General features: G+C 66.5%; 16 protein-coding genes and 3 tRNA genes. 4 read left to right on the forward strand and 15 right to left on the reverse strand.

Features of this window, described 5'->3' with window-relative positions:
- Positions 1–6: 6 nt before the first annotated feature.
- Positions 7–1,473, forward strand: a complete 1,467-nt coding sequence (locus ACVWZ8_RS01065) for a sodium/solute symporter (protein WP_426976699.1) — start codon at positions 7–9, stop codon at positions 1,471–1,473.
- A gap of 9 nt (positions 1,474–1,482) precedes the next feature.
- Here the strand turns inward: ACVWZ8_RS01065 and ACVWZ8_RS01070 are convergent, their stop codons facing one another.
- The 6 genes from ACVWZ8_RS01070 to rpsB form a co-directional block, all read right to left on the reverse strand.
- On the reverse strand, positions 1,483–2,109 hold the full coding sequence (locus ACVWZ8_RS01070) for a DivIVA domain-containing protein (protein ID WP_426976698.1): 627 nt from the start codon (positions 2,107–2,109) through the stop codon (positions 1,483–1,485).
- A gap of 43 nt (positions 2,110–2,152) precedes the next feature.
- Positions 2,153–3,073: a phosphatidate cytidylyltransferase gene (locus tag ACVWZ8_RS01075; protein WP_426976697.1), complete on the reverse strand. Its 921-nt coding sequence runs from the start codon at positions 3,071–3,073 to the stop codon at positions 2,153–2,155.
- Positions 3,073–3,630 (reverse strand): ribosome recycling factor, encoded by a 558-nt coding sequence (gene frr, locus ACVWZ8_RS01080; RefSeq protein WP_426976696.1) that lies wholly within the window; start codon positions 3,628–3,630, stop codon positions 3,073–3,075. Before frr ends, ACVWZ8_RS01075 begins: the two co-directional genes overlap by 1 nt.
- Positions 3,631–3,759: 129 nt before the next feature.
- The gene (gene pyrH / locus ACVWZ8_RS01085; RefSeq protein ID WP_426976695.1) at positions 3,760–4,497 is read right to left on the reverse strand and encodes a UMP kinase; all 738 of its coding nucleotides are present in this window, start codon (positions 4,495–4,497) and stop codon (positions 3,760–3,762) included.
- Positions 4,498–4,733: 236 nt separating this feature from the next.
- Positions 4,734–5,570, reverse strand: coding sequence for a translation elongation factor Ts (gene tsf / locus ACVWZ8_RS01090; RefSeq protein ID WP_426976694.1), 837 nt, complete (start codon positions 5,568–5,570; stop codon positions 4,734–4,736).
- Between the two features lie 171 nt (positions 5,571–5,741).
- Complete coding sequence (gene rpsB / locus ACVWZ8_RS01095) at positions 5,742–6,683, reverse strand: 30S ribosomal protein S2 (RefSeq protein WP_426976693.1); 942 nt, start codon at positions 6,681–6,683, stop codon at positions 5,742–5,744.
- Between the two features lie 509 nt (positions 6,684–7,192).
- On the opposite strand from rpsB, the gene ACVWZ8_RS01100 reads away from it, so the two are divergent.
- Complete coding sequence (locus ACVWZ8_RS01100) at positions 7,193–7,717, forward strand: M23 family metallopeptidase (protein WP_456503513.1); 525 nt, start codon at positions 7,193–7,195, stop codon at positions 7,715–7,717.
- Positions 7,718–7,795: 78 nt separating this feature from the next.
- Here ACVWZ8_RS01100 and ACVWZ8_RS01105 read toward each other — a convergent pair whose 3' ends face one another.
- The 6 genes from ACVWZ8_RS01105 to ACVWZ8_RS01130 all read right to left on the reverse strand — a co-directional run bounded on the left by ACVWZ8_RS01105 (position 7,796) and on the right by ACVWZ8_RS01130 (position 13,185).
- Positions 7,796–8,986, reverse strand: a complete 1,191-nt coding sequence (locus ACVWZ8_RS01105; protein ID WP_456503514.1) for an acyl-CoA dehydrogenase family protein — start codon at positions 8,984–8,986, stop codon at positions 7,796–7,798.
- 262 nt (positions 8,987–9,248) lie between these two features.
- Positions 9,249–9,322: transfer RNA gene (locus ACVWZ8_RS01110), tRNA-Ile, on the reverse strand.
- A 100-nt stretch (positions 9,323–9,422) separates the two neighbouring features.
- Positions 9,423–10,613 carry a glycosyltransferase gene (locus ACVWZ8_RS01115; protein WP_426979848.1) on the reverse strand — a complete coding sequence of 397 codons (1,191 nt, stop codon included), beginning with the start codon at positions 10,611–10,613 and terminating at the stop codon, positions 9,423–9,425.
- Positions 10,614–10,725: 112 nt separating this feature from the next.
- On the reverse strand, positions 10,726–11,631 hold the full coding sequence (locus ACVWZ8_RS01120; protein WP_426976690.1) for a DMT family transporter: 906 nt from the start codon (positions 11,629–11,631) through the stop codon (positions 10,726–10,728).
- Positions 11,631–12,254 carry a CDP-alcohol phosphatidyltransferase family protein gene (locus ACVWZ8_RS01125; protein WP_456503515.1) on the reverse strand — a complete coding sequence of 208 codons (624 nt, stop codon included), beginning with the start codon at positions 12,252–12,254 and terminating at the stop codon, positions 11,631–11,633. The genes ACVWZ8_RS01120 and ACVWZ8_RS01125 overlap by 1 nt, the downstream gene beginning before the upstream one ends.
- Positions 12,255–12,309: 55 nt before the next feature.
- The gene (locus tag ACVWZ8_RS01130; protein WP_426976688.1) at positions 12,310–13,185 is read right to left on the reverse strand and encodes a phage holin family protein; all 876 of its coding nucleotides are present in this window, start codon (positions 13,183–13,185) and stop codon (positions 12,310–12,312) included.
- A gap of 180 nt (positions 13,186–13,365) precedes the next feature.
- Between ACVWZ8_RS01130 and ACVWZ8_RS01135 the strand changes: the two genes are divergently transcribed.
- Both ACVWZ8_RS01135 and ACVWZ8_RS01140 read left to right on the forward strand, forming a co-directional pair.
- The gene (locus tag ACVWZ8_RS01135) at positions 13,366–14,589 is read left to right on the forward strand and encodes a multidrug effflux MFS transporter (RefSeq protein ID WP_456503516.1); all 1,224 of its coding nucleotides are present in this window, start codon (positions 13,366–13,368) and stop codon (positions 14,587–14,589) included.
- 304 nt (positions 14,590–14,893) lie between these two features.
- Positions 14,894–15,301 (forward strand): hypothetical protein, encoded by a 408-nt coding sequence (locus tag ACVWZ8_RS01140; RefSeq protein ID WP_426976686.1) that lies wholly within the window; start codon positions 14,894–14,896, stop codon positions 15,299–15,301.
- A gap of 77 nt (positions 15,302–15,378) precedes the next feature.
- Here the strand turns inward: ACVWZ8_RS01140 and ACVWZ8_RS01145 are convergent.
- The 3 genes from ACVWZ8_RS01145 to dnaG form a co-directional block, all read right to left on the reverse strand.
- Positions 15,379–15,451 (reverse strand) — tRNA-Asn (locus ACVWZ8_RS01145).
- 135 nt (positions 15,452–15,586) lie between these two features.
- Positions 15,587–15,659: transfer RNA gene (locus tag ACVWZ8_RS01150), tRNA-Asn, on the reverse strand.
- A gap of 89 nt (positions 15,660–15,748) precedes the next feature.
- Complete coding sequence (gene dnaG / locus ACVWZ8_RS01155) at positions 15,749–17,689, reverse strand: DNA primase (RefSeq protein WP_456503517.1); 1,941 nt, start codon at positions 17,687–17,689, stop codon at positions 15,749–15,751.
- Positions 17,690–17,741: the final 52 nt, after the last annotated feature.

The following is a 17,741-nucleotide window of genomic DNA, read 5'->3' on the forward strand; positions in this document are numbered from 1 at the left end:
GCGCCGGTGAACCCGGTCGTCGGCGTCGCGGCCTTCGCCGCAGTCTCGCTGGCCACGGCTGTCATCGGTTTCTACGGGCTCCGGATCTCACGCACCACCGGAGACTTCTACGTGGCGTCGCGCACCGTGCGGCCGTGGTGGAACGCCTCGGCGATCGGCGGGGAGTACCTCTCCGCCGCCAGTTTCCTCGGCGTCGCGGGGCTGATCCTGCTCTCCGGCACCGACGCCCTGTGGTTCCCCGTGGGCTACACCGCCGGTTACCTGATGTTGCTGCTCTTCGTGGCCGCTCCCCTGCGGCGTTCCGGCGCGTACACCATCCCCGATTTCACCGAAGCCCGGCTCGACTCGCGGGCGGTCCGCCGTGTCACCAGCGTGGTGGTGGTGCTGGTCGGCTGGCTCTACATCGTCCCGCAGCTCCACGGCGCCGCGCTGACGATCCGGATCACCACCGGCCTGCCGGCGTGGGTGGGGCCGGTGGCGGTGGTCGCCGTCGTCTCCGTCAGCGTGGTGGCGGGCGGGATGCGTTCGATCACCTTCGTCCAGGCCTTCCAGTACTGGCTGAAGCTGACGGCGCTGGCCGTGCCGGTCCTCTTCATCCTGTTCGCGCTGGCCGGTACCGGCGCCCCCGCGGTGGCCGAGGCCGGGGTGAATCCCACCGCCGCCGCTCCGGCCAGCCCGTACCAGAACGTCTCCCTGCTGGTGGCGCTGCTGTTCGGCACCCTGGGGCTGCCGCATGTGCTGGTGCGGTTCTACACCAACCCGGACGGCCAGTCCGCCCGGCGGACCACGCTGATTGTGCTGGGCCTGCTTTCGGTCTTCTACCTTTTCCCTACGGCCTACGGCCTGATCGGGCGCCTCTTCACGCCTGGGCTGGCGCAGAGCGGCCAGGCCGACGCGCTGGTGTTGCTGCTGCCGGGCCGGTTGATCGGTGGGAGCGCCGGGGATCTGCTGTCCGCCCTCGTGGTGGCCGGCGCGTTCGCCGCGTTCCTCTCCACCACGTCCGGACTGGTGGTCTCGCTGGCGGGCGTGATCAGCCAGGACGTGCTCGGCGGCAGTGTGCGGGGCTTCCGGCTCGCGGCGGTCATCTCGGCAATCGTGCCGCTGGGGATCGCGTCCATGACGGACTCCCTGGGGCTGGCCGGCAGCGTGGGGCTGGTGTTTGCCTTCACGGCGTCAACGATCTGCCCGGTGCTGCTGCTGGGCATCTGGTGGCGCGGGCTGACGGACGCGGGGGCGATCGCCGGCATGGTGACCGGCGGGCTGCTCTGCGGCGGAGCCATGGTGGCCGGCTCCGTGCTGGGGGGTGCCGGCACGCCGTCGTGGCTTGCACAGCCCGCCGCCTGGACGGTCCCGGCAGCCTTCGCCGTCGTGGTCCTGGTGTCCCGGGCAACCAGACACCGCGTGCCGCGGTCGATCACCCGGTTGATGACCAGGCTGCACACACCCGAACGGCCGCTGGCCACCGAACGCTGACGGCGACCGTCAGTCGATGGCGGCCATCAGTTCAACGGCGCGGTCCAGGAAGGCATCCACCTGGCTTTCCTCATAGCCTTCGCGGCCCACAGCCGGCCGGAACACGGCGCGCCTGACGTTGTCCACGCTCAGCGGCCTGTCCTCTTCCAGGTAGCCGATCAGCTCGTGGCACAGGTCGTCCACGTCCGTGGTGTTGTAGCTCCGGACCTTGGCTTTGGCCGGGCGTCGGAAGCGCTGGCCGTCGGGACGGTGGAGCCGTCCGCGGAGCAGGCCGGCCAGCCGGCCGATGTCGCGGAGCCAGGCTTCCTCGCCGCGTTCCCCGATCAGTTCATCGCGTTCCCGCAGCGCAAGCGCATCCTCGAGCCGGTCCAGGGCGGCGTCGACGCCGGCCGCCGCGTAGCCGCCCTTGACGGGGTCGAAGGTGACGGCCCGGACGTCGGCGCTTTTGACCGGACGGCCCGCGGCATTCGGGGCCTCAAAAGACACCCGTGCGCGCTGCAGGAACTGGTCGACCTGCTTGGCGTTGTAGCCGTACTGGTTCCGCTGCACGCGGTCAAAGGAAGCAGGAATCTGCTGTTGAATGTCCACTGTAACTATGTTTCCTTCAATGCCGTTCGGCTGGTTTGCTGGCACCATTCTAAGGGCCGGAAGTTGGAACGAAGTTGGAACCGGGCGCGCGCTAGGTGCCGGCAACGGCGGAGAAGAGGATGAAAGCCACGGGCGAGGCGAACACGATCGAGTCCAGCCGGTCCATCACTCCCCCGTGGCCCGGCAGGATGCTGCTCATGTCCTTGATGCCCAGTTCGCGCTTCACCATGGATTCGGCCAGGTCCCCGGCTGTGGCCGCGGCGACCATGCCCACGGCCAGCACCGCGCCCACCCACCAGGGCTTGCCCAGCACGAAGACGCTGGCCAGCACGCCGATCACCATGGCACCGGCGATCGAGCCGCTGAAGCCCTCCCAGGTCTTTTTGGGGCTGATTTTCGGGGCCATCGGGTGCTTGCCCAGCGAGGCGCCCACCAGGTAGCCGAAGGTGTCGTTGGAGACCACGAGCAGCAGCAGGGTGGCGATCTGCCAGGCACCCGGGGGCACGACGCCGCCGGGCCAGAGTCCTACCGGCGTCTCGCCGCCGGAGGTATGCAGGGGCAGCACGGCAAAGCTGATCAGGAACGGCACCCAGGTCAGGGTGAAGACACCGGCGAAGATGCTCCGCGCCGAACCGGCCGCGCCCTCCAGGGAGCGCCACAGCAGCACGGCCACGCTGCTGAGCAGCATGGCGAAAAGCAGGCTTTCCAGGCCGCCGAAGTAGGCGGCGAGGGGCATGCCTACCGTGCCCGTCATCACCGGGATGACGGGCAGCCTCGTGCCCGAGGCCTCCAGCGCCCGGAAGATCTCCCAGACGCCGAAAACCGCGAAGGCGGTGGTGATGAGCACGAAGCCCAGCGGCAGGAACAGCAGTCCGCCCAGGACGAGGAAGAGCATGCCAAGGCCCACCGCAGTGGCGGCAGGAAGGTTCCTGCCGGCTTTGGGCGTCGGGTTACTGCGTTGCTTCCCCTGCCCCCGGACGTGTGGTCCGGGGGCCTGCTGTGCCTGACCCATCAGACCTCGAGCAGCTCGGCTTCCTTGCGCTTGAGCAGCTCGTCGATGCCGTCGACGTGTGCCTTGGTCATGGCGTCGAGTTCCTTTTCGCCGCGGCTGCCCTCGTCCTCGCCGGCGTCGCCGTCCTTGACGAGCTTGTCCAGCGTTTCCTTGGCCTTGCGGCGGATGTTGCGGATGGAGATCTTGGCGTCTTCGCCCTTGGACTTCACGATCTTGACGTATTCCTTGCGCCGTTCCTGCGTCAGTTCCGGGATGGTGATCCGGATGACGTTGCCGTCGTTGGACGGGTTGGCGCCCACCTCGGAGTCGCTCAGGGCACGCTCGATGTCGCGCAGCGAGGTCTTGTCGAACGGGGTGATCAGGATCGTGCGGGCATCCGGAACGGCGAAGGAGGCCAGCTGCTGCAGCGGCGTCGGCGATCCGTAGTAGTCCACGAGCACCCGGTTGTACAGGCCCGGCGTCGCCCGGCCCGTACGGATCGAGGCGAAGTCTTCCTTGGCTACCTCAACCGCCTTGTCCATCTTGTCCCCGGCTTCGAGCAAGGTTTCTTCGATCACGGTCTCTCCTCAGAAATTGGTGCCTCCCGGCGGACGGGAGTGCTGCACGGTGTTGGTTCCGTCTGTGTCTTCCGCCTGGTCATGCCCCGGTCCGGGCGCGGAACTGTCCTGAAAACATCCTAGCCGTTGCTAGGGGGTGACCACGGTGCCCAGGTCCTCGCCGAGGATGGCACGGGTGACGTTGCCTTCGCCTTCCATGCCGAAGACCACCATGGTGAGGTTGTTGTCCTTGCACATGGTCATCGCGGTCTGGTCCATGACACGGATATCGCGCCGCAGGGCATCGTCGTAGCTGAGGCGGTGGAGCTTCTCGGCCATGGGGTCCTTCTTCGGGTCCGCCGTGTAGACGCCGTCGACCCCGCTCTTGGCCATCAGGACGACGTCGGCGTGGACCTCCAAGGCCCGCTGCGCCGCCACGGTGTCCGTGGAGAAATACGGGAGTCCGGCCCCGGCGCCGAAGATCACCACGCGGCCCTTCTCCATGTGGCGGATGGCGCGGCGCGGAATGTAGGCCTCGGCGACCTGGCCCATCGTGATGGCGCTCTGCACGCGGGTCTCAACGCCGGCCTGCTCCAGGAAGTCCTGCAGCGCCAGGCAGTTCATGACGGTGCCGAGCATCCCCATGTAATCGGCGCGGGAGCGGTCCATGCCGCTCTGCGACAGTTCGGCGCCGCGGAAGAAATTTCCGCCGCCGACGACGATTGCGACCTCGACGTCGGGCACTGCGGCCGCGATCTGCTTGGCCACGCCGCGGACGGTATCGGGGTCAACGCCCAGTTTCCCGCCGCCGAAGACCTCGCCGGAAAGCTTCAACAGGACTCTGCGCCGGCTCTTCTTTGGCTGGGCTGAAGTGGTGACGGTTTCCATGGTGCCTTCCCGTTGGTGAACTCTGAAAAAAGGTTATCGTGCCGGGGGCCAAAGGCGTCATTCCACCCTGGCCGGTGCATGCCCCTGGCGGGTGCGTTCAGGGGCGTGCTTCAGGGGCGGGCCCCGGGTGCCTGCTCCGGGTGCATGCAAAAGGGGTGGCCACCGCGGTGACCACCCCCTTAGCGTGTCTGACAGGTGTCTGACTAGGAGCCGACAGGTGTCTGACTGGTGTCTGACTAGGAACCGACGCGGAATCGCGCGAAAGCGGCGCCCTTGACGCCGGCCTCTTCGAGGATCTGCGCGACAGACTTCTTGGCATCCTTGGCGAATGCCTGGTCGAGCAGGACCTCGCCCTTGTAGAAGCCCGTGACACGGCCCTCCACAATCTTGGTCATTGCAGCTTCGGGCTTGCCTTCAGCCTTGGCGGTTTCCTCGGCGATGCGGCGTTCGGACTCGACGAGCTCGGCCGGAACATCCTCGCGGGAGAGGTAGTTCGGGGACATCGCGGCGATGTGGACGGCGACGTCGTGGGCTGCGGTAGCAGCTGCTTCGCCTTCGCCGCCAACAGCGAACAGGACGCCGACCTGGGCCGGGAGGTCCTTGGAGGTCTTGTGCAGGTAAGCGTCGACCGTTGCACCCTCGATGCGGGAGATGCGGCGGACAACAACCTTTTCGCCCAGAACGGCGCCTTCTTCGACGACGACCTCGGACAGCGCCTTGCCGTCAACCTCGGTGGCCAGCAGGGTCTCGAGGTCGGCAGCGCCGGACTCGACTGCAACGGCCAGAACCTTGTCGGCGAGCTGGATGAACTTGTCGGCCTTCGCGACGAAGTCGGTCTCGCAGTTGACTTCGATCATCACGCCGACGCCGCCGTCGACCTTGGCAGCAACCAGGCCTTCTGCGGTGGAGCGGCCTTCGCGCTTGGTAGCGCCCTTCAGGCCCTTGATGCGGATGATTTCGATGGCCTTCTCGGCGTCGCCGTTGGCTTCGTCAAGAGCCTTCTTGACATCCATCATGCCGGCGCCGGTGCGCTCGCGCAGAGCCTTGATATCAGCGGCAGTGTAGTTCGCCATGTGAACCCCTCTGTCTAGAAATTTTGTGTGGTGTACGGACCGACAGGACGGCTGCTAACCCAGTGAGCGGCCATCCTGTCAGTACCCCCTTGCGCTGCCGAGAGCGTGTGGGGAGATCCGGTTTTACTTGTCAGACATACCTGTCAGCTGAGCTGGCAGATGCCTGGCCTGCTACTTGGTTTCGCCAGCGGCGTCGTCAGCAGCAGGGGCGGCCTCGGCAGCTGCCGGAGCTTCCTCGGCAGCAGCGGCGGGTGCTTCTTCAGCGGCCGGAGCCTCTTCAGCGGCCGGAGCGGCAGCAGCGGCCGGAGCCTCTTCAGCGGCCGGAGCGGCAGCAGCCTCTTCGGTCTTGCTGCCTTCGAGGAGCTCGCGCTCCCACTCGGCCAGCGGCTCTTCCGGAGCTTCCGTGGTGCCGGTGGCGCGCTGGTTGCGGGCGATGAGACCTTCAGCAACGGCGTCAGCAACAACGCGGGTCAGCAGGTTGACGGAGCGGATGGCGTCGTCGTTGCCCGGGATCGGGAAATCGACTTCGTCCGGATCGCAGTTGGTGTCCAGGATGGCAACAACCGGGATGTTCAGCTTCTTGGCTTCGTCTACAGCAAGGTGTTCCTTCTTGGTGTCAACGATCCACAGCGCGGAAGGCGCCTTGGTCAGGTTGCGGATACCACCGAGGTTGGTTTCCAGCTTGGTGAGTTCGCGACGAAGGAGCAGCAGTTCCTTCTTGGTGTACGCGGAACCGGCGACGTCGTCGAAGTCGATCTCTTCCAGTTCCTTCATGCGCTGGATGCGCTTGGAGACGGTCTGGAAGTTGGTCAGCATGCCGCCGAGCCAACGCTGGTTGACATACGGCTGGCCAACGCGGGTGGCCTGATCGGCGATGGATTCCTGCGCCTGCTTCTTGGTGCCGACGAAGAGAACGGTGCCGCCGTGCGCAACGGTGGCCTTCACGAACTCGTAGGCACGGTCGATGTAGGACAGCGACTGCTGCAGGTCAATGATGTAGATGCCGTTGCGCTCCGTGAAGATGAATCGCTTCATCTTCGGGTTCCAACGGCGGGTCTGGTGTCCAAAGTGGACGCCGCTGTCAAGCAGCTGGCGCATAGTTACGACGGGCATGCCGGCGCTCCTTCCGGCAGGTCATTCATGAGACAGCCCTTAGGCTGTCTTACCCTGCCAATAGTTGACGGTTAATTAGCAGACACCCGGGCGGGCGCTGCTCCTGGCATCCACTGCGCTTCTTACCCGGACCTGGGGTCCGGACCGCAAGAGGCGCAGTCCTCCGCACCGGAAGAAAAGCATCGATAGGGAGGGCTGGATACGCGTAGTCAGCCACTGCTCCCCCGCACCTCTGAATGAGACGTGCCGGCTTAGACAATCTAAATTGAACAAGCATGAGGGCACAGCAAACTGCTCCAGCAAGTGTACTACAGGGACACTGCCGGATTGGACGGTTTCCGGGTACTGCCGGGGCCTGCTCCGGGGCCTGCTCCGTGGGCTGATCCGTGGGCTGCTCCGGGTACTGCCGGGGGCTGCGCCGGGGCCTGCGCCGGGACCTGCTCCGGGGCATTTCCACATAGCCGGGGCGGGTACTTCTGTACACCCGGCGGCGTCGGCAGGCTGGGTCCATGAAGACTCGGTCCGCAGTGATCCCCGCGCTCCTCGCGGCCATATTCCTGGCGCTTGCCCCGGTTGCGACGGCCGCGTCTCCCGCACCGGTGGGGTCCGCCGCCTGGAGCTGGCCGCTGAGCCCCAGGTCTGCGGTACTGCGGGCCTTCGACCCGCCGGCCAGGCCGTGGCTGAGCGGCCACCGCGGCGTGGACCTTGAGGCGGCGTCCGACGGCGCCCCGGTCACCGCGCCCGCGTCCGGCACCGTGAGCTTTGTCGGAGTCGTGGTGGACCGGCCGGTCATCACGATAGACCACGGCAACGGCCTGCGGAGCAGTTTCGAGCCGGTGGAGAGCCAGCTGGCAGCGGGGGCCCTGGTGGCCGACGGCGGGATCCTGGGCAAGGTGTTGTCCGGCCACTGTGGACCTGTTCCCTGTGTGCACTGGGGCGTGAGGGGCGGAGAGGAGTATCTCAACCCGCTGGCCTTCGTGATGGACTACCGGCCCTCCATCCTGCTGCCACCTCTGGATCCGGCGCCGGCGTAGGCGTCCGGGCCGGCGACCGCAAGATGAAGGCCGCTGTTCGTGATGCAGGGTCCCTGGCTACCCCAGAGGGGGCGAGCCCTAGACGATCGCGGAGATTCCCGTGATGGCACGGCCCGTGACGAGGGTGTTGATCTCGTGGGTGCCTTCGTAGGAGTAGATGGCTTCCGCGTCGGCAAAGACCTTGGCCATCTCATAGTCGGTCACGATCCCGTTGCCGCCAAGGATGCTGCGGCCCAAGGCCACACTCTCGCGCATGCGGGCCGTGGTGAAGGCCTTGGCCAGCGCCGACTGCTCATCCTTCGCTTCCCCGGCATCCTCGAGCTGGGACAGCCGAACCATCATGCCCATCGAGCTGACGGCGTTGCCGAGGATCTGGACCAACTGGTGCTGGATCAGCTGGAAGGAGGCAATCGGGCGTCCGAACTGGCTGCGCTCCACGGCGTAACGGCGCGCGACGTCGAACGCTGCGAGCTGCTGACCCACGGCCTGCCAGGCGACGGAGAGGCGCGTGACCTTCAGGACTTTGTTGGTGTCCCGGAAACTGTTGGCGTTGGCGAGCTTGAAGAAGTCCGGGACCACGACATTGTCCAGGATGATGTCGGCATTCTGCACGGTGCGCAGCGAGATCTTGTTTTCGATCTTGGTGGCGCTGTAGCCCTCGGTTTTGGTGTCGACGAGGAAGCCCTTGACCTGGTTGTCAGCAAGGTCGCGGGCGTAGACGACCACCCAGTCGGAGAACGTGGCGTTGCCGATCCAGCGCTTCTCGCCGTTGAGGATCCAGCTGTCGCCTTCACGCCTTGCGGTGGTCCGGGTGCCGCCGGCGACGTCGGAGCCACCGAGGGGTTCGGTCAGGCCGAAGGCGCCGATCTTCTTCAGCGAGTAGATGTCCGGCAGCCAGGCCTCCTGCTGCTCCTGCGAGGCGAGGGCCTCGATGGAACCGGTGAAGAGCCCGTCGTGGACTCCCATGAAGGTGGCGATGGATGTATCGGCGCGGGTGGCCTCGGCATGCATGATCCCGGCGAAGAGGTTCGAATAGCCCTGTCGTTTCACCGGACTGACCAAGTCGATCTCGGCCAGCTTCGGGATCAGTTCCATCGGAAATTCGCCGCGGTTCCAGCAGTCGACGGCGATCGGTTTGACCTCGCGGGCCAGGAACCCACGGACTTCGGCCAGCCGGTCCTGTTCCTTGCCGCTGAGCAACTGCTCGAAGGCGAAGAAGTCGCCATCAGCGTACGGGAGGTTGTTGACGTCGATTGCAGCCTTAGACATGGTCTTCCTTCACTTGTGATCAGCAGCGACCAAAGGACACGGGGGTGTCGCGCCGGGGTATGTTACTCATGAGTAACATACCCCAGGCTTCGGGTGTCCCACAATCGGATGGCCAGGTTCCGGTCAGAAGGGCAAGGAGCCGCCGCGGTCGGACGGGAAGAAACCGGGTGCCGTCCGGGGAAACGAAAGGAGCCGTGGCCGACGTCGAAACATCGGCCACGGCTCCCGTGGTGCGGACCCGGACGGGATTCCCGCAGAAAAGTAGGGCTACTCGGACTTGAACCGAGGACCTTAGGATTATGAGTCCCGCGCTCTAACCAGCTGAGCTATAGCCCCTTGCTCCCGGAGACCGTCCCGCCCCTGAGGGCCGGGCTGCTTCCGGGCAAAAACACTCTAACAATACTATTCACTGTTACGTGCCAGCAGAGCCTTGGGCTCAGACGACCAGGTCGTCGTAGCTGGCGCCGCGGTAGAGGTCTTCGAACGTCTGGAGCGTGCGTCCGAGGCTGTGGTTCTCCACCATCTCCCGGCTCGTCTTGCCCATGGCCGCGAGCTCGTCTGCGGGAAGCGTGAACAGCCGGATGAGCTTTGCGGCCAGGTCGTCGCTGTCATTCGGCGTGAACAGGTAGCCGTTTTCGCCGTCGCGCACCAGATGCGGCAGCGCCATCGCATCCGCAAGCAGCACCGGGGTGGACGCGGACATCGCCTCGAGAGTCACGAGGGACTGCAGCTCGGCGGTACCGGGCATGCAGAAGACGTCCGCCGCGAGGTAGGCCTCCCTCAGCTCGGCTTCGCTCGCCAGGCCGAGGAACTTGACCCGGTCCTGGAGTCCCAGCCGGACCACCCGCGCTTCGAGGGCCGGCCGGACTTCCCCGCCGCCGACGATTTCGAGGTGGATATCCAGGTCCGCGGGTGTCTTGGCGACGGCGTCGATGAGCACGTCGACATGCTTTTCCTCGGCGAGCCGGCCGACGAAGAGCGCAGTGGGGCTGGTGTGGCGTTCCAGGGTCTCGCCGGCCCGGAGCTCGTAGGCGGCGGCGTCGATCCCGTTGGAGAGCGGGAGGACCTTCCGGAGAAAGGCATGCTGGTGCATCGCCCTGGCTGCCAGCGGCGTGGGGGTGGTCACGACGTCGGCCTGGCCCATGACCTTGCCCATGTCCTTCCACGAGATGCGCCCGACAATATCCTTGAACCACTGCGGGAACGGCAGGAACGGGTTCAGGTTCTCGGGCATGAAGTGGTTGGTCGCCACGATCCGGATGCCGCGCTTGACGGCCTCATAGAGCACATGCTCGCCGATCATGTAATGGCTTTGGATGTGCACGACGTCCGGCTGGATGCGGTCGAACAGCAGGCTGATTTCCTTCTTGATTTCCCACGGGAACGTGATGCGGAAGTATTCGTGGGTGGGCACCGAGTGCGAGCGGATCCGGTGGACCGTGGCTTCATCGCTGAACTCGCTGTAGCTCGGACCCTTGCTCGGGCGGCAGGCCAGGACGTGCACGTTGTTTCCGCGGGCGGTCATGCCCTTGGCGAGGCGGTAGCCGAACATGGCGGCGCCGTTGACGTGGGGCGGGTACGTGTCCGCGGCAATCAGGATGGTCAGCGGTTTCTGGTTGTCGGACATGGTCACGTGGAAAGCTCCTGGTGGTCACGGTGCGGGCAGCTGGGGCTGTGGTGGCCGGCTGGCCGTCGGCGCAGGCGCGCCGGGCCTACTGCTGAAGTCTGGATCTGTTGCCCTAGGACGGCCGGCCCGAGGCCCTCCGCGCATCCTTCCTGCGCTTGGTGACCTCGGGGTGGTGCCTGGAGAGGGCTATCACTCCCACGATAGCAAGGGAAGCGGCCGTCCCCATCGCAATCGCCATCACGGCGTGGACATCAGGGCGGAGCTCGCCCAGGATCGCGATGCCGATCGCGATCCCCACAATCGGGTCGATCACCGTGAGTCCGGCGATCACCAGGTCCGGGGGGCCGCCTGAATAGGCGCTCTGCACAAACCACGAGCCGAGGCCGCCCGCAGCCACGATCGCGACCACTGAATACCACTGGACATTCAGCAGGGCCAGACCATTCGGGTCCAGCAGGTGCCTGCCGATGATGCGGGTCAGCACGGCCACGAAGCCGAACAGAACCCCCGCGCCGAGGATGTAGACGAAGGCGCTCGTCCGGTGTTTGAACATCACGGCGAGCGTACCGAACAGGCCCACCGCCAGGGCCAGCAGCAGCACGATCGTCAGCTCATCAGAGGAACTGACGTGGTGGTTTTCCTGGGTCACGTTGACAGCCAGCACGACGAACAGCGCCGAGCCCGTGACGCAGGCTGAAATGGCCACCACCGTGGCCCGGTTGATGCTCAGCCCCTGGTCCTTGGCGTTGACGATCGTGGTGATGACAAGGGCAATCGCGCCGATCGGCTGGACCACGGTGAGGGGCGCCGAGACCAGGGCGATGGCGTTCATGACCATGCCCGTACACAGCAGCAGCAGCCCGAACATCCAGCGGGGACTGCGCAGGAGGCGGAGCAGCCCGTGGCTGCTGAGCGCCAGGCCGCCGGTATCGGCCTTGACTGCACTGCCTTGGCGCTGCGCGCCAAAGGCCAGGAAGAAGGCGCCGAGCACCGCCAGCAGTACTGCGATCCAGACCATCAGCCGAGGCCGCCGTCGACTGCTTTAAGCTGTTTGCCCTTGCGGATGATGGCCCAGAAATAGCTGTACCCGGCGATCCAGTGCCCCACGAGCCCCAGGCCAAGGAAGATCCAGGCGGCGACGGCGTAGACCTCGGTGGCCGGGATCGGGAGTTTGGAGAGCACCAGAAGCGGCGTTCCTACCAGCAGCAGGCCCGTCCGGATTTTGCCCACCCGGCTGACGGGCAGGTCCGGATGGCTGTGGAAGTAATACAACGACACCCAGAGCAGGATCGCGTCAGGGACCAGCAGTGCCGCCAGGTACCACCACTCCACGACGCCGGCGATCACGAGGGTCACAGCAACGGCGATCAGCGCCAGCCGGTCCGCGATGGGATCCATGACCCGGCCGAGGTTGGACATCTGGTTGAAGCGCCGGGCGATGTAGCCGTCCACCCAGTCGGTGCTGCCCATGATGGCCAGGACGAGGGCGCCGTAGCCGTATTCCTTCGGCCCGAGCACGAGCCAGATGAAGAGCGGGACGCCAAGGAACCGCACCACCGTCAGCACATTGGGGATGGTGAAGACCCCGTCGTGGTGGATCTCGGGCCGACCAGGCCGGGAACCAGCGCCGATGAACTTCATCCAGTGCCCCTTTCCGTGGCCGGCAACGTTCGGGCCTTGCAGTTCAACGGGCTGCCTAGTCCTTGATCAGCTTGCGCAGGAGGAACACCAACGCAACGCTCGAGGCGGCCAGCGCTGCGAGCGGCTTCCAGCGCTGGCTCAGCTGTTCCGCCGCACCGCGGCCGGTCGACGTCGCGGGCTTCTTCGCGGAGCGACGGGCCGAGCGGAAGCCGGCCACGTTGTCGCTGAGCCGCTCCTTGCCGTCCTGCAGCCGGACCTGGGCCGCGGCCAGCACGGCCTGTGCCTGGGTCTTGACGTCGAGTTCCTCGTTGAGTTCGTCGCGGACCCCGGTGAGGTGTGTGCGGCGCTGCTCCAGCCGGCGCCGCAGTTCCGTTTCGGTCGGCGGCGGGCCGAAGTCCGGTTCAGCGGCCTTCTTGGCTGCCTTCTCGGCCTTTGCCTTGGCGGCGGCTACAGCCTTGGCGGCCTTGGCGGCCTTGTACTGCTCGGAGTCGGGGTCCAGGACCGCCGGATCGAAGGCGGAGCCTTCCTTGGCGATGCCGAGGTCGTACTTGAGGCCGCGGATGGTGTCTTCCGGCATCAGCGGCATGGCTTTTTTGAACTTCCGGAGTCCCAGCAGCCCAACGATGAGGGCGACCAGCAGGAAGACGCCGCAGACAAGCAGCGCGGCAAGCCAGGCGGGCATGATCGTGGCCAGGCCCATGATGGCAGCCACGACAAGGCCGATCACCAGAAACGCGACAAAAGCCAGCGCGACGGCGAAGAAGGCGGCGGCGATACCGACCTGGATTCCCTTGCGCTTGATTTCAATCTTCGCGAGGGCGATCTCGTCATTGAGCTGCCGGGGGGCCAGCTTGAAGATCAGTTTCAGGGTTCTGGGCACCGCGGAAATGCGCAGCCCGCCATTTGTCCCGCCGCTGTGACGTCCGCTCATCGGTCCCGCCTAACTGGTTACACCTGTGATTCCGCTCACGCGGGCTTGCCGGTCCGCGCCGCTTGACGCACACTCCGGTGTCAAAACTACCATTCTGGCCCCGGGCCGGGCCGTGCGGGCACGGTGCGGCGCGCCACGCTGCCGCGCCCGGCAGCTGTGCCGGGCCTAGGATTGACCCCTGTGAGTACACCCCCCAATCCCGGCGATTCCCTGAGCCGCCGCCGCAAGCTCCTCTACATTCTGATGCTCGGCGCCCTGACCGCCCTGGGGCCCTTCACGGTGGATCTCTACCTGCCGGCGTTCCCGGCGCTGGAAGCCAGCCTCGGCGTCTCCGAGGCGGCCGTGCAGTTGACGCTCACGGGCACGACGTTGGGCTTCGCCCTGGGCCAGCTCGTGGTGGGGCCGCTCAGCGACAAGTTCGGCCGGCGGATGCCGCTGATCCTGGCGACCGCGGTGCACATCACGGCCTCGTTGGGCGCCGCCCTGTCCACCGATATCGGCACGCTTGGCCTCTTCCGTGTCCTGATGGGCGTCGGCGCGGCCGGCGGCGGCGTCGTGGCCATGGCCATGGTCCGGGACCTGTTCAGCGGCTACGCCATGGTCCGGATGTTCTCCAGGATGGCCCTCGTCAACGGCCTCGCACCGATCCTCGCCCCCGTGATCGGCTCCCAGCTGCTCCTGCTGACCCCGTGGCCGGGCATCTTCGTCTTCCTGGCCGGCTACGGGACCTGCGTCATCATCGCAGCCGTGTTCGTGGTCCGCGAGACCCTGCCGCGCGAGCTGCGCGGGAAGACCGGCATGACGGTGCGCCAGCGCTACGGTGTGCTGTTCGCGGACCGGATCTTCGTTGGCCTGCTGATGGTGGGCGGCATGAACTTCGCCGGCCTCTTCACCTACCTCTCCGCCTCACCGTTCCTCTTCCAGGACGTCTACGGCTTCAATCCCCAGCAGTACGGGCTGCTCTTCGGCGTCAACTCGCTGGGCATCGTGGCCGGCGTCCAGACCAGCTCCCGGCTGATCCGCCGGGTCCCGCCCCAGTGGATCCTGGGATGTTCCACGGCCTGGATGTTCCTCATGGCCGTGCTGATCGTCGTGTTCGACCAGCTGGACTTCGGGTTGTGGGGCGTCATGGTGCCGCTCTGGTTCTACATCCTCGGCGCCGGCTTCACCTTCCCGTGTGTGCAGGTCCTGGCGCTGGCCAAGCACGGCGCGCAGGCGGGAACCGCCGCTTCCCTGCTGGGAGCGGCGACATTCATGATGGCGGGCCTGATCTCGCCGGTCGTCGGCTGGCTCGGCCTCGGCTCCGCCACCCCGATGGGCGGGGTGCAGGCAGCCTGCATCTTCCTTGCCGCCGCCGCCCTCTGGCTCGTCGTCCGGCCCCGGAGCGTGCCCTCAATCCACTAGCGCTGGGCAACTCCCCCGGGGGGACATGCCCAGTCTTCGGGCCCGGGACCGGACATACCGGGCTTATGTCCACCCGCCAACCCCAGCGCGGGACATGCCCGAGGGCGGCGCGGAGCACAGGACAACTCCGCCTGGAGGACATGCCCATTCCTGGGGCCCGGGACTGGACATACCGGGCCTATGTCCACCCGCCAACCCCAGCGCGGGGCATGTCCCCCACGTGCGGGTTGGCCACGAGGCCCTGACCCGTGACCCCTGTCCCACGACCCTGTTCCCGGTCCGCTGCGGGCGATAAAGTTGTAACGTGCCCCACTGGCAGGACCCTCCGCCCCTCCCGGCCACGTGGCAGCGGTGTGATGCCGGGATACTGCCGCTGTGGTGGGATCGGCTGTGCAGTCAGACCAGCCGCCAGTCCGCCGCCCTCTTCGCCGCAGGACTGTTCACCGAAGACCGGCGGCGCCCGATCGCGCAGTGGTACAACCCGGCCTATGATTCGGCCCTGCTGGTGGCCCCCGAATCTTCACCTGAATGGCCCGTGCAGCGTTTCGGCATTTTCTTCGCTCCGCCCGGAGGCGGCTTCACCCAGGTTCACTCCGCTCCGCACGAGTGGCACCCCCGCGAGCCGCGGAAGTCCCCCACTGAGCACGAGGCCTTCGAAGCCGCGGTGGCCGAAGCCGAACGCTTCCTTCAGGTGGAGATGTACTTCGTCTGAGCCAATCCATGAGCCGCCGTAAGAGGGCACAAAAAAGGTCCCGCGGCCGGCTGTTCACCGGCCGCGGGACCTGTCCGCTCCTCCTGCTGGACTTGAACCAGCAACCCTTCGATTAACAGTCGAATGCTCTGCCAATTGAGCTAAGGAGGAATGAAGCAGGTATGACATTAGCAAAGGATTTGCCGCTTAGGAAATCGGCCGCGCGCCCTGCCCAGAGAACGCCGCAAATACCCCTCCGGGTATAAAAAAGTCCCCGTCCCGGTAACCCGGAACGGGGACTGCGCGCTCCTCCTGCTGGACTTGAACCAGCAACCCTTCGATTAACAGTCGAATGCTCTGCCAATTGAGCTAAGGAGGAATGAAGCGGCTATAAGCCTAGCAAACACTCTGCCGGGAAGTGAAATTGCCCCCGGAGGGACAACACGGAGGGACAACACGGCGGGACAATCAGGCATCCGAGCGCAACGACCTCCGCTGCACCTCCAACTGCATGAGCTCACGGTTCAGCCGCTGGAAGTCTTCAGGATCCGCCGAGGCGTCCAGGCGCTGCAGTTGGCCCATTTTGTCCGCCTTGACCCGGGTGATCTGCAGCTCAAACAGGCGCGCCAGGATGTCCTTGCAGTACCGCTGCACGCCTTCTGCCGTGCTGGCCGGCAGGGGCACGACGGCGAGTTCGGACACGAGCGGCCGCAGCGGCTCGGGGACTTCCTGCAGCAGCCCTTCCACCCAGCGCAGAGGATCCCCGGTAAAGGCCAGACCGGTCGCCCGGATGGCCTCATGGATGGCCAGATACGCCGGCGTCGAGAACCGTGCCTCGGAGAAACGCTGCCAGGTCTCCCCCTCCAGCATCGCGGGCTCCTGCAGGGCGACCTCAAGCGCCTGACGCTCCATGGCGGCCACCGGATCGCGCGGGTCCGGCCGGTTGAAAGACGGAAGGACGGCCGACGGCGGCAAGGGCGCCACACCCGGAGCGGACCGCGCCGGAGCTCCGCCGCCAGCAGCCGGAGCATACCCCTGGCCCGGTCCCCTGTGCCCGGACCCGCCGGATGGCCCCTGGGTGGCACGCTTGGCCGCCGCTCCGACGGCACGGCTGACCTCCTCCACCGGCATGCCCAGCCAGCCGGCCAGTTCGCGGGCATAGGCCGGGCGGATGCCGGCGTCGCGGATCTGGGCCACCACCGGCGCGGATTCCCGCAAGGCGCCGATCCGGCCCTCCACTGTGTCCAGGTTGTGCCGTTTCAGGGTGGCGCGGATGGCGAATTCAAAGAGCGGGCGGCGGGTGCCGATCAGGTCCCGGACGGCGGAGTCGCCCTTGGACTGGCGCAGCTCGCAGGGGTCGGCGCCGTTGGGTTCCACGGCAACGTAGGTCTGCGCCACGAAGCGCTGGTCCTCTTCGAAGGCCCGCAGCGCGGCCTTCTGGCCGGCGGCGTCGCCGTCGAAGGTGAAAATGACCTCTCCCCCGCTGCCGTCGTCGGACAGCAGTCGTCGGGCGATCTTGATGTGCTCGGTGCCGAAGGCTGTACCGCAGGTGGCCACCGCCGTCGTAATCCCGGCGAGGTGGCACGCCATCACGTCGGTGTAGCCCTCCACCACAACGAGCTGGCGTTCCTTGGCGATGTTTCGCTTGGCGAGGTCGATCCCGTAGAGGACCTGGGACTTCTTGTAGAGCGCGGTCTCGGGGGTGTTGAGGTACTTGGGGCCCTGGTCGTCCTCATAGAGCTTGCGGGCCCCGAAGCCGATCGTGTCCCCGGCGATGTCCCGGATGGGCCAGATCAGCCGGCCACGGAAGCGGTCGTAGATCCCCCGGCCGCCTTCAGAGAACATGCCCGTCAACTTAAGCTCGGAATCCGTGTAACCCCGTCCCCGGAAGTGCTTGAGCAGCGAGTCCCAGCCCTGCGGGGCGTAGCCGACGCCGAACTGTTCGGCGGCGCCGCGGTCGAACCCGCGGCCATGCAGGAAGTTGCGCCCCTCGGTGGCGCCGGGCGTCAGCAGCTGGGCGCGGAAGAACTCGTCGGCAACCTTGTGGGCGTCCAGCAGCCGCTGGCGCCGGCCGGTGTCCTCGCGGTTGGGGCCCGAGCCGCCGTCCTCGTACCGGAGTTCGAAGCCGATCCGGGCAGCCAGTTTTTCGACGGCCTCGTGGAAGGAGGTGTGGTCCAGTTTCTGCACGAAGGAGATGGCGTCGCCGTCCTCGCCGCAGCCGAAGCAGTGGTACCTGCCCACCTGCGGGCGGACGGTGAACGAGGGCGAGCGCTCATCGTGGAAGGGGCACAGACCCTTGAAGGAACCGAGACCCGCGCCCTTGAGGGTCACGTAGCCGTCAACGACTTCCTTGATGTCGGTGCGCTGGCGTACCTCGTCGATATCTTCACGCTTGATCAGGCCAGCCACAATGCCATCCTAATACCCGGGCACGACGCCGAAGGGCCGGCTATGGCGCCCG

This window comes from Arthrobacter sp. UYCu723 (assembly GCF_054059215.1).

Coding starts and splice junctions, on each gene's coding strand:
- ACVWZ8_RS01070 (WP_426976698.1), bottom strand. CDS start 2,109: ATGGTGCCAGCAAACCAGCCGAACGGCATTGAAGGAAACATAGTTACA.
- ACVWZ8_RS01075 (WP_426976697.1), bottom strand. CDS start 3,073: ATGGGTCAGGCACAGCAGGCCCCCGGACCACACGTCCGGGGGCAGGGG.
- pyrH (WP_426976695.1), bottom strand. CDS start 4,497: ATGGAAACCGTCACCACTTCAGCCCAGCCAAAGAAGAGCCGGCGCAGA.
- tsf (WP_426976694.1), bottom strand. CDS start 5,570: ATGGCGAACTACACTGCCGCTGATATCAAGGCTCTGCGCGAGCGCACC.
- rpsB (WP_426976693.1), bottom strand. CDS start 6,683: ATGCCCGTCGTAACTATGCGCCAGCTGCTTGACAGCGGCGTCCACTTT.
- ACVWZ8_RS01100 (WP_456503513.1), top strand. CDS start 7,193: ATGAAGACTCGGTCCGCAGTGATCCCCGCGCTCCTCGCGGCCATATTC.
- ACVWZ8_RS01105 (WP_456503514.1), bottom strand. CDS start 8,986: ATGTCTAAGGCTGCAATCGACGTCAACAACCTCCCGTACGCTGATGGC.
- ACVWZ8_RS01115 (WP_426979848.1), bottom strand. CDS start 10,613: ATGTCCGACAACCAGAAACCGCTGACCATCCTGATTGCCGCGGACACG.
- ACVWZ8_RS01120 (WP_426976690.1), bottom strand. CDS start 11,631: ATGGTCTGGATCGCAGTACTGCTGGCGGTGCTCGGCGCCTTCTTCCTG.
- ACVWZ8_RS01125 (WP_456503515.1), bottom strand. CDS start 12,254: ATGAAGTTCATCGGCGCTGGTTCCCGGCCTGGTCGGCCCGAGATCCAC.
- ACVWZ8_RS01130 (WP_426976688.1), bottom strand. CDS start 13,185: ATGAGCGGACGTCACAGCGGCGGGACAAATGGCGGGCTGCGCATTTCC.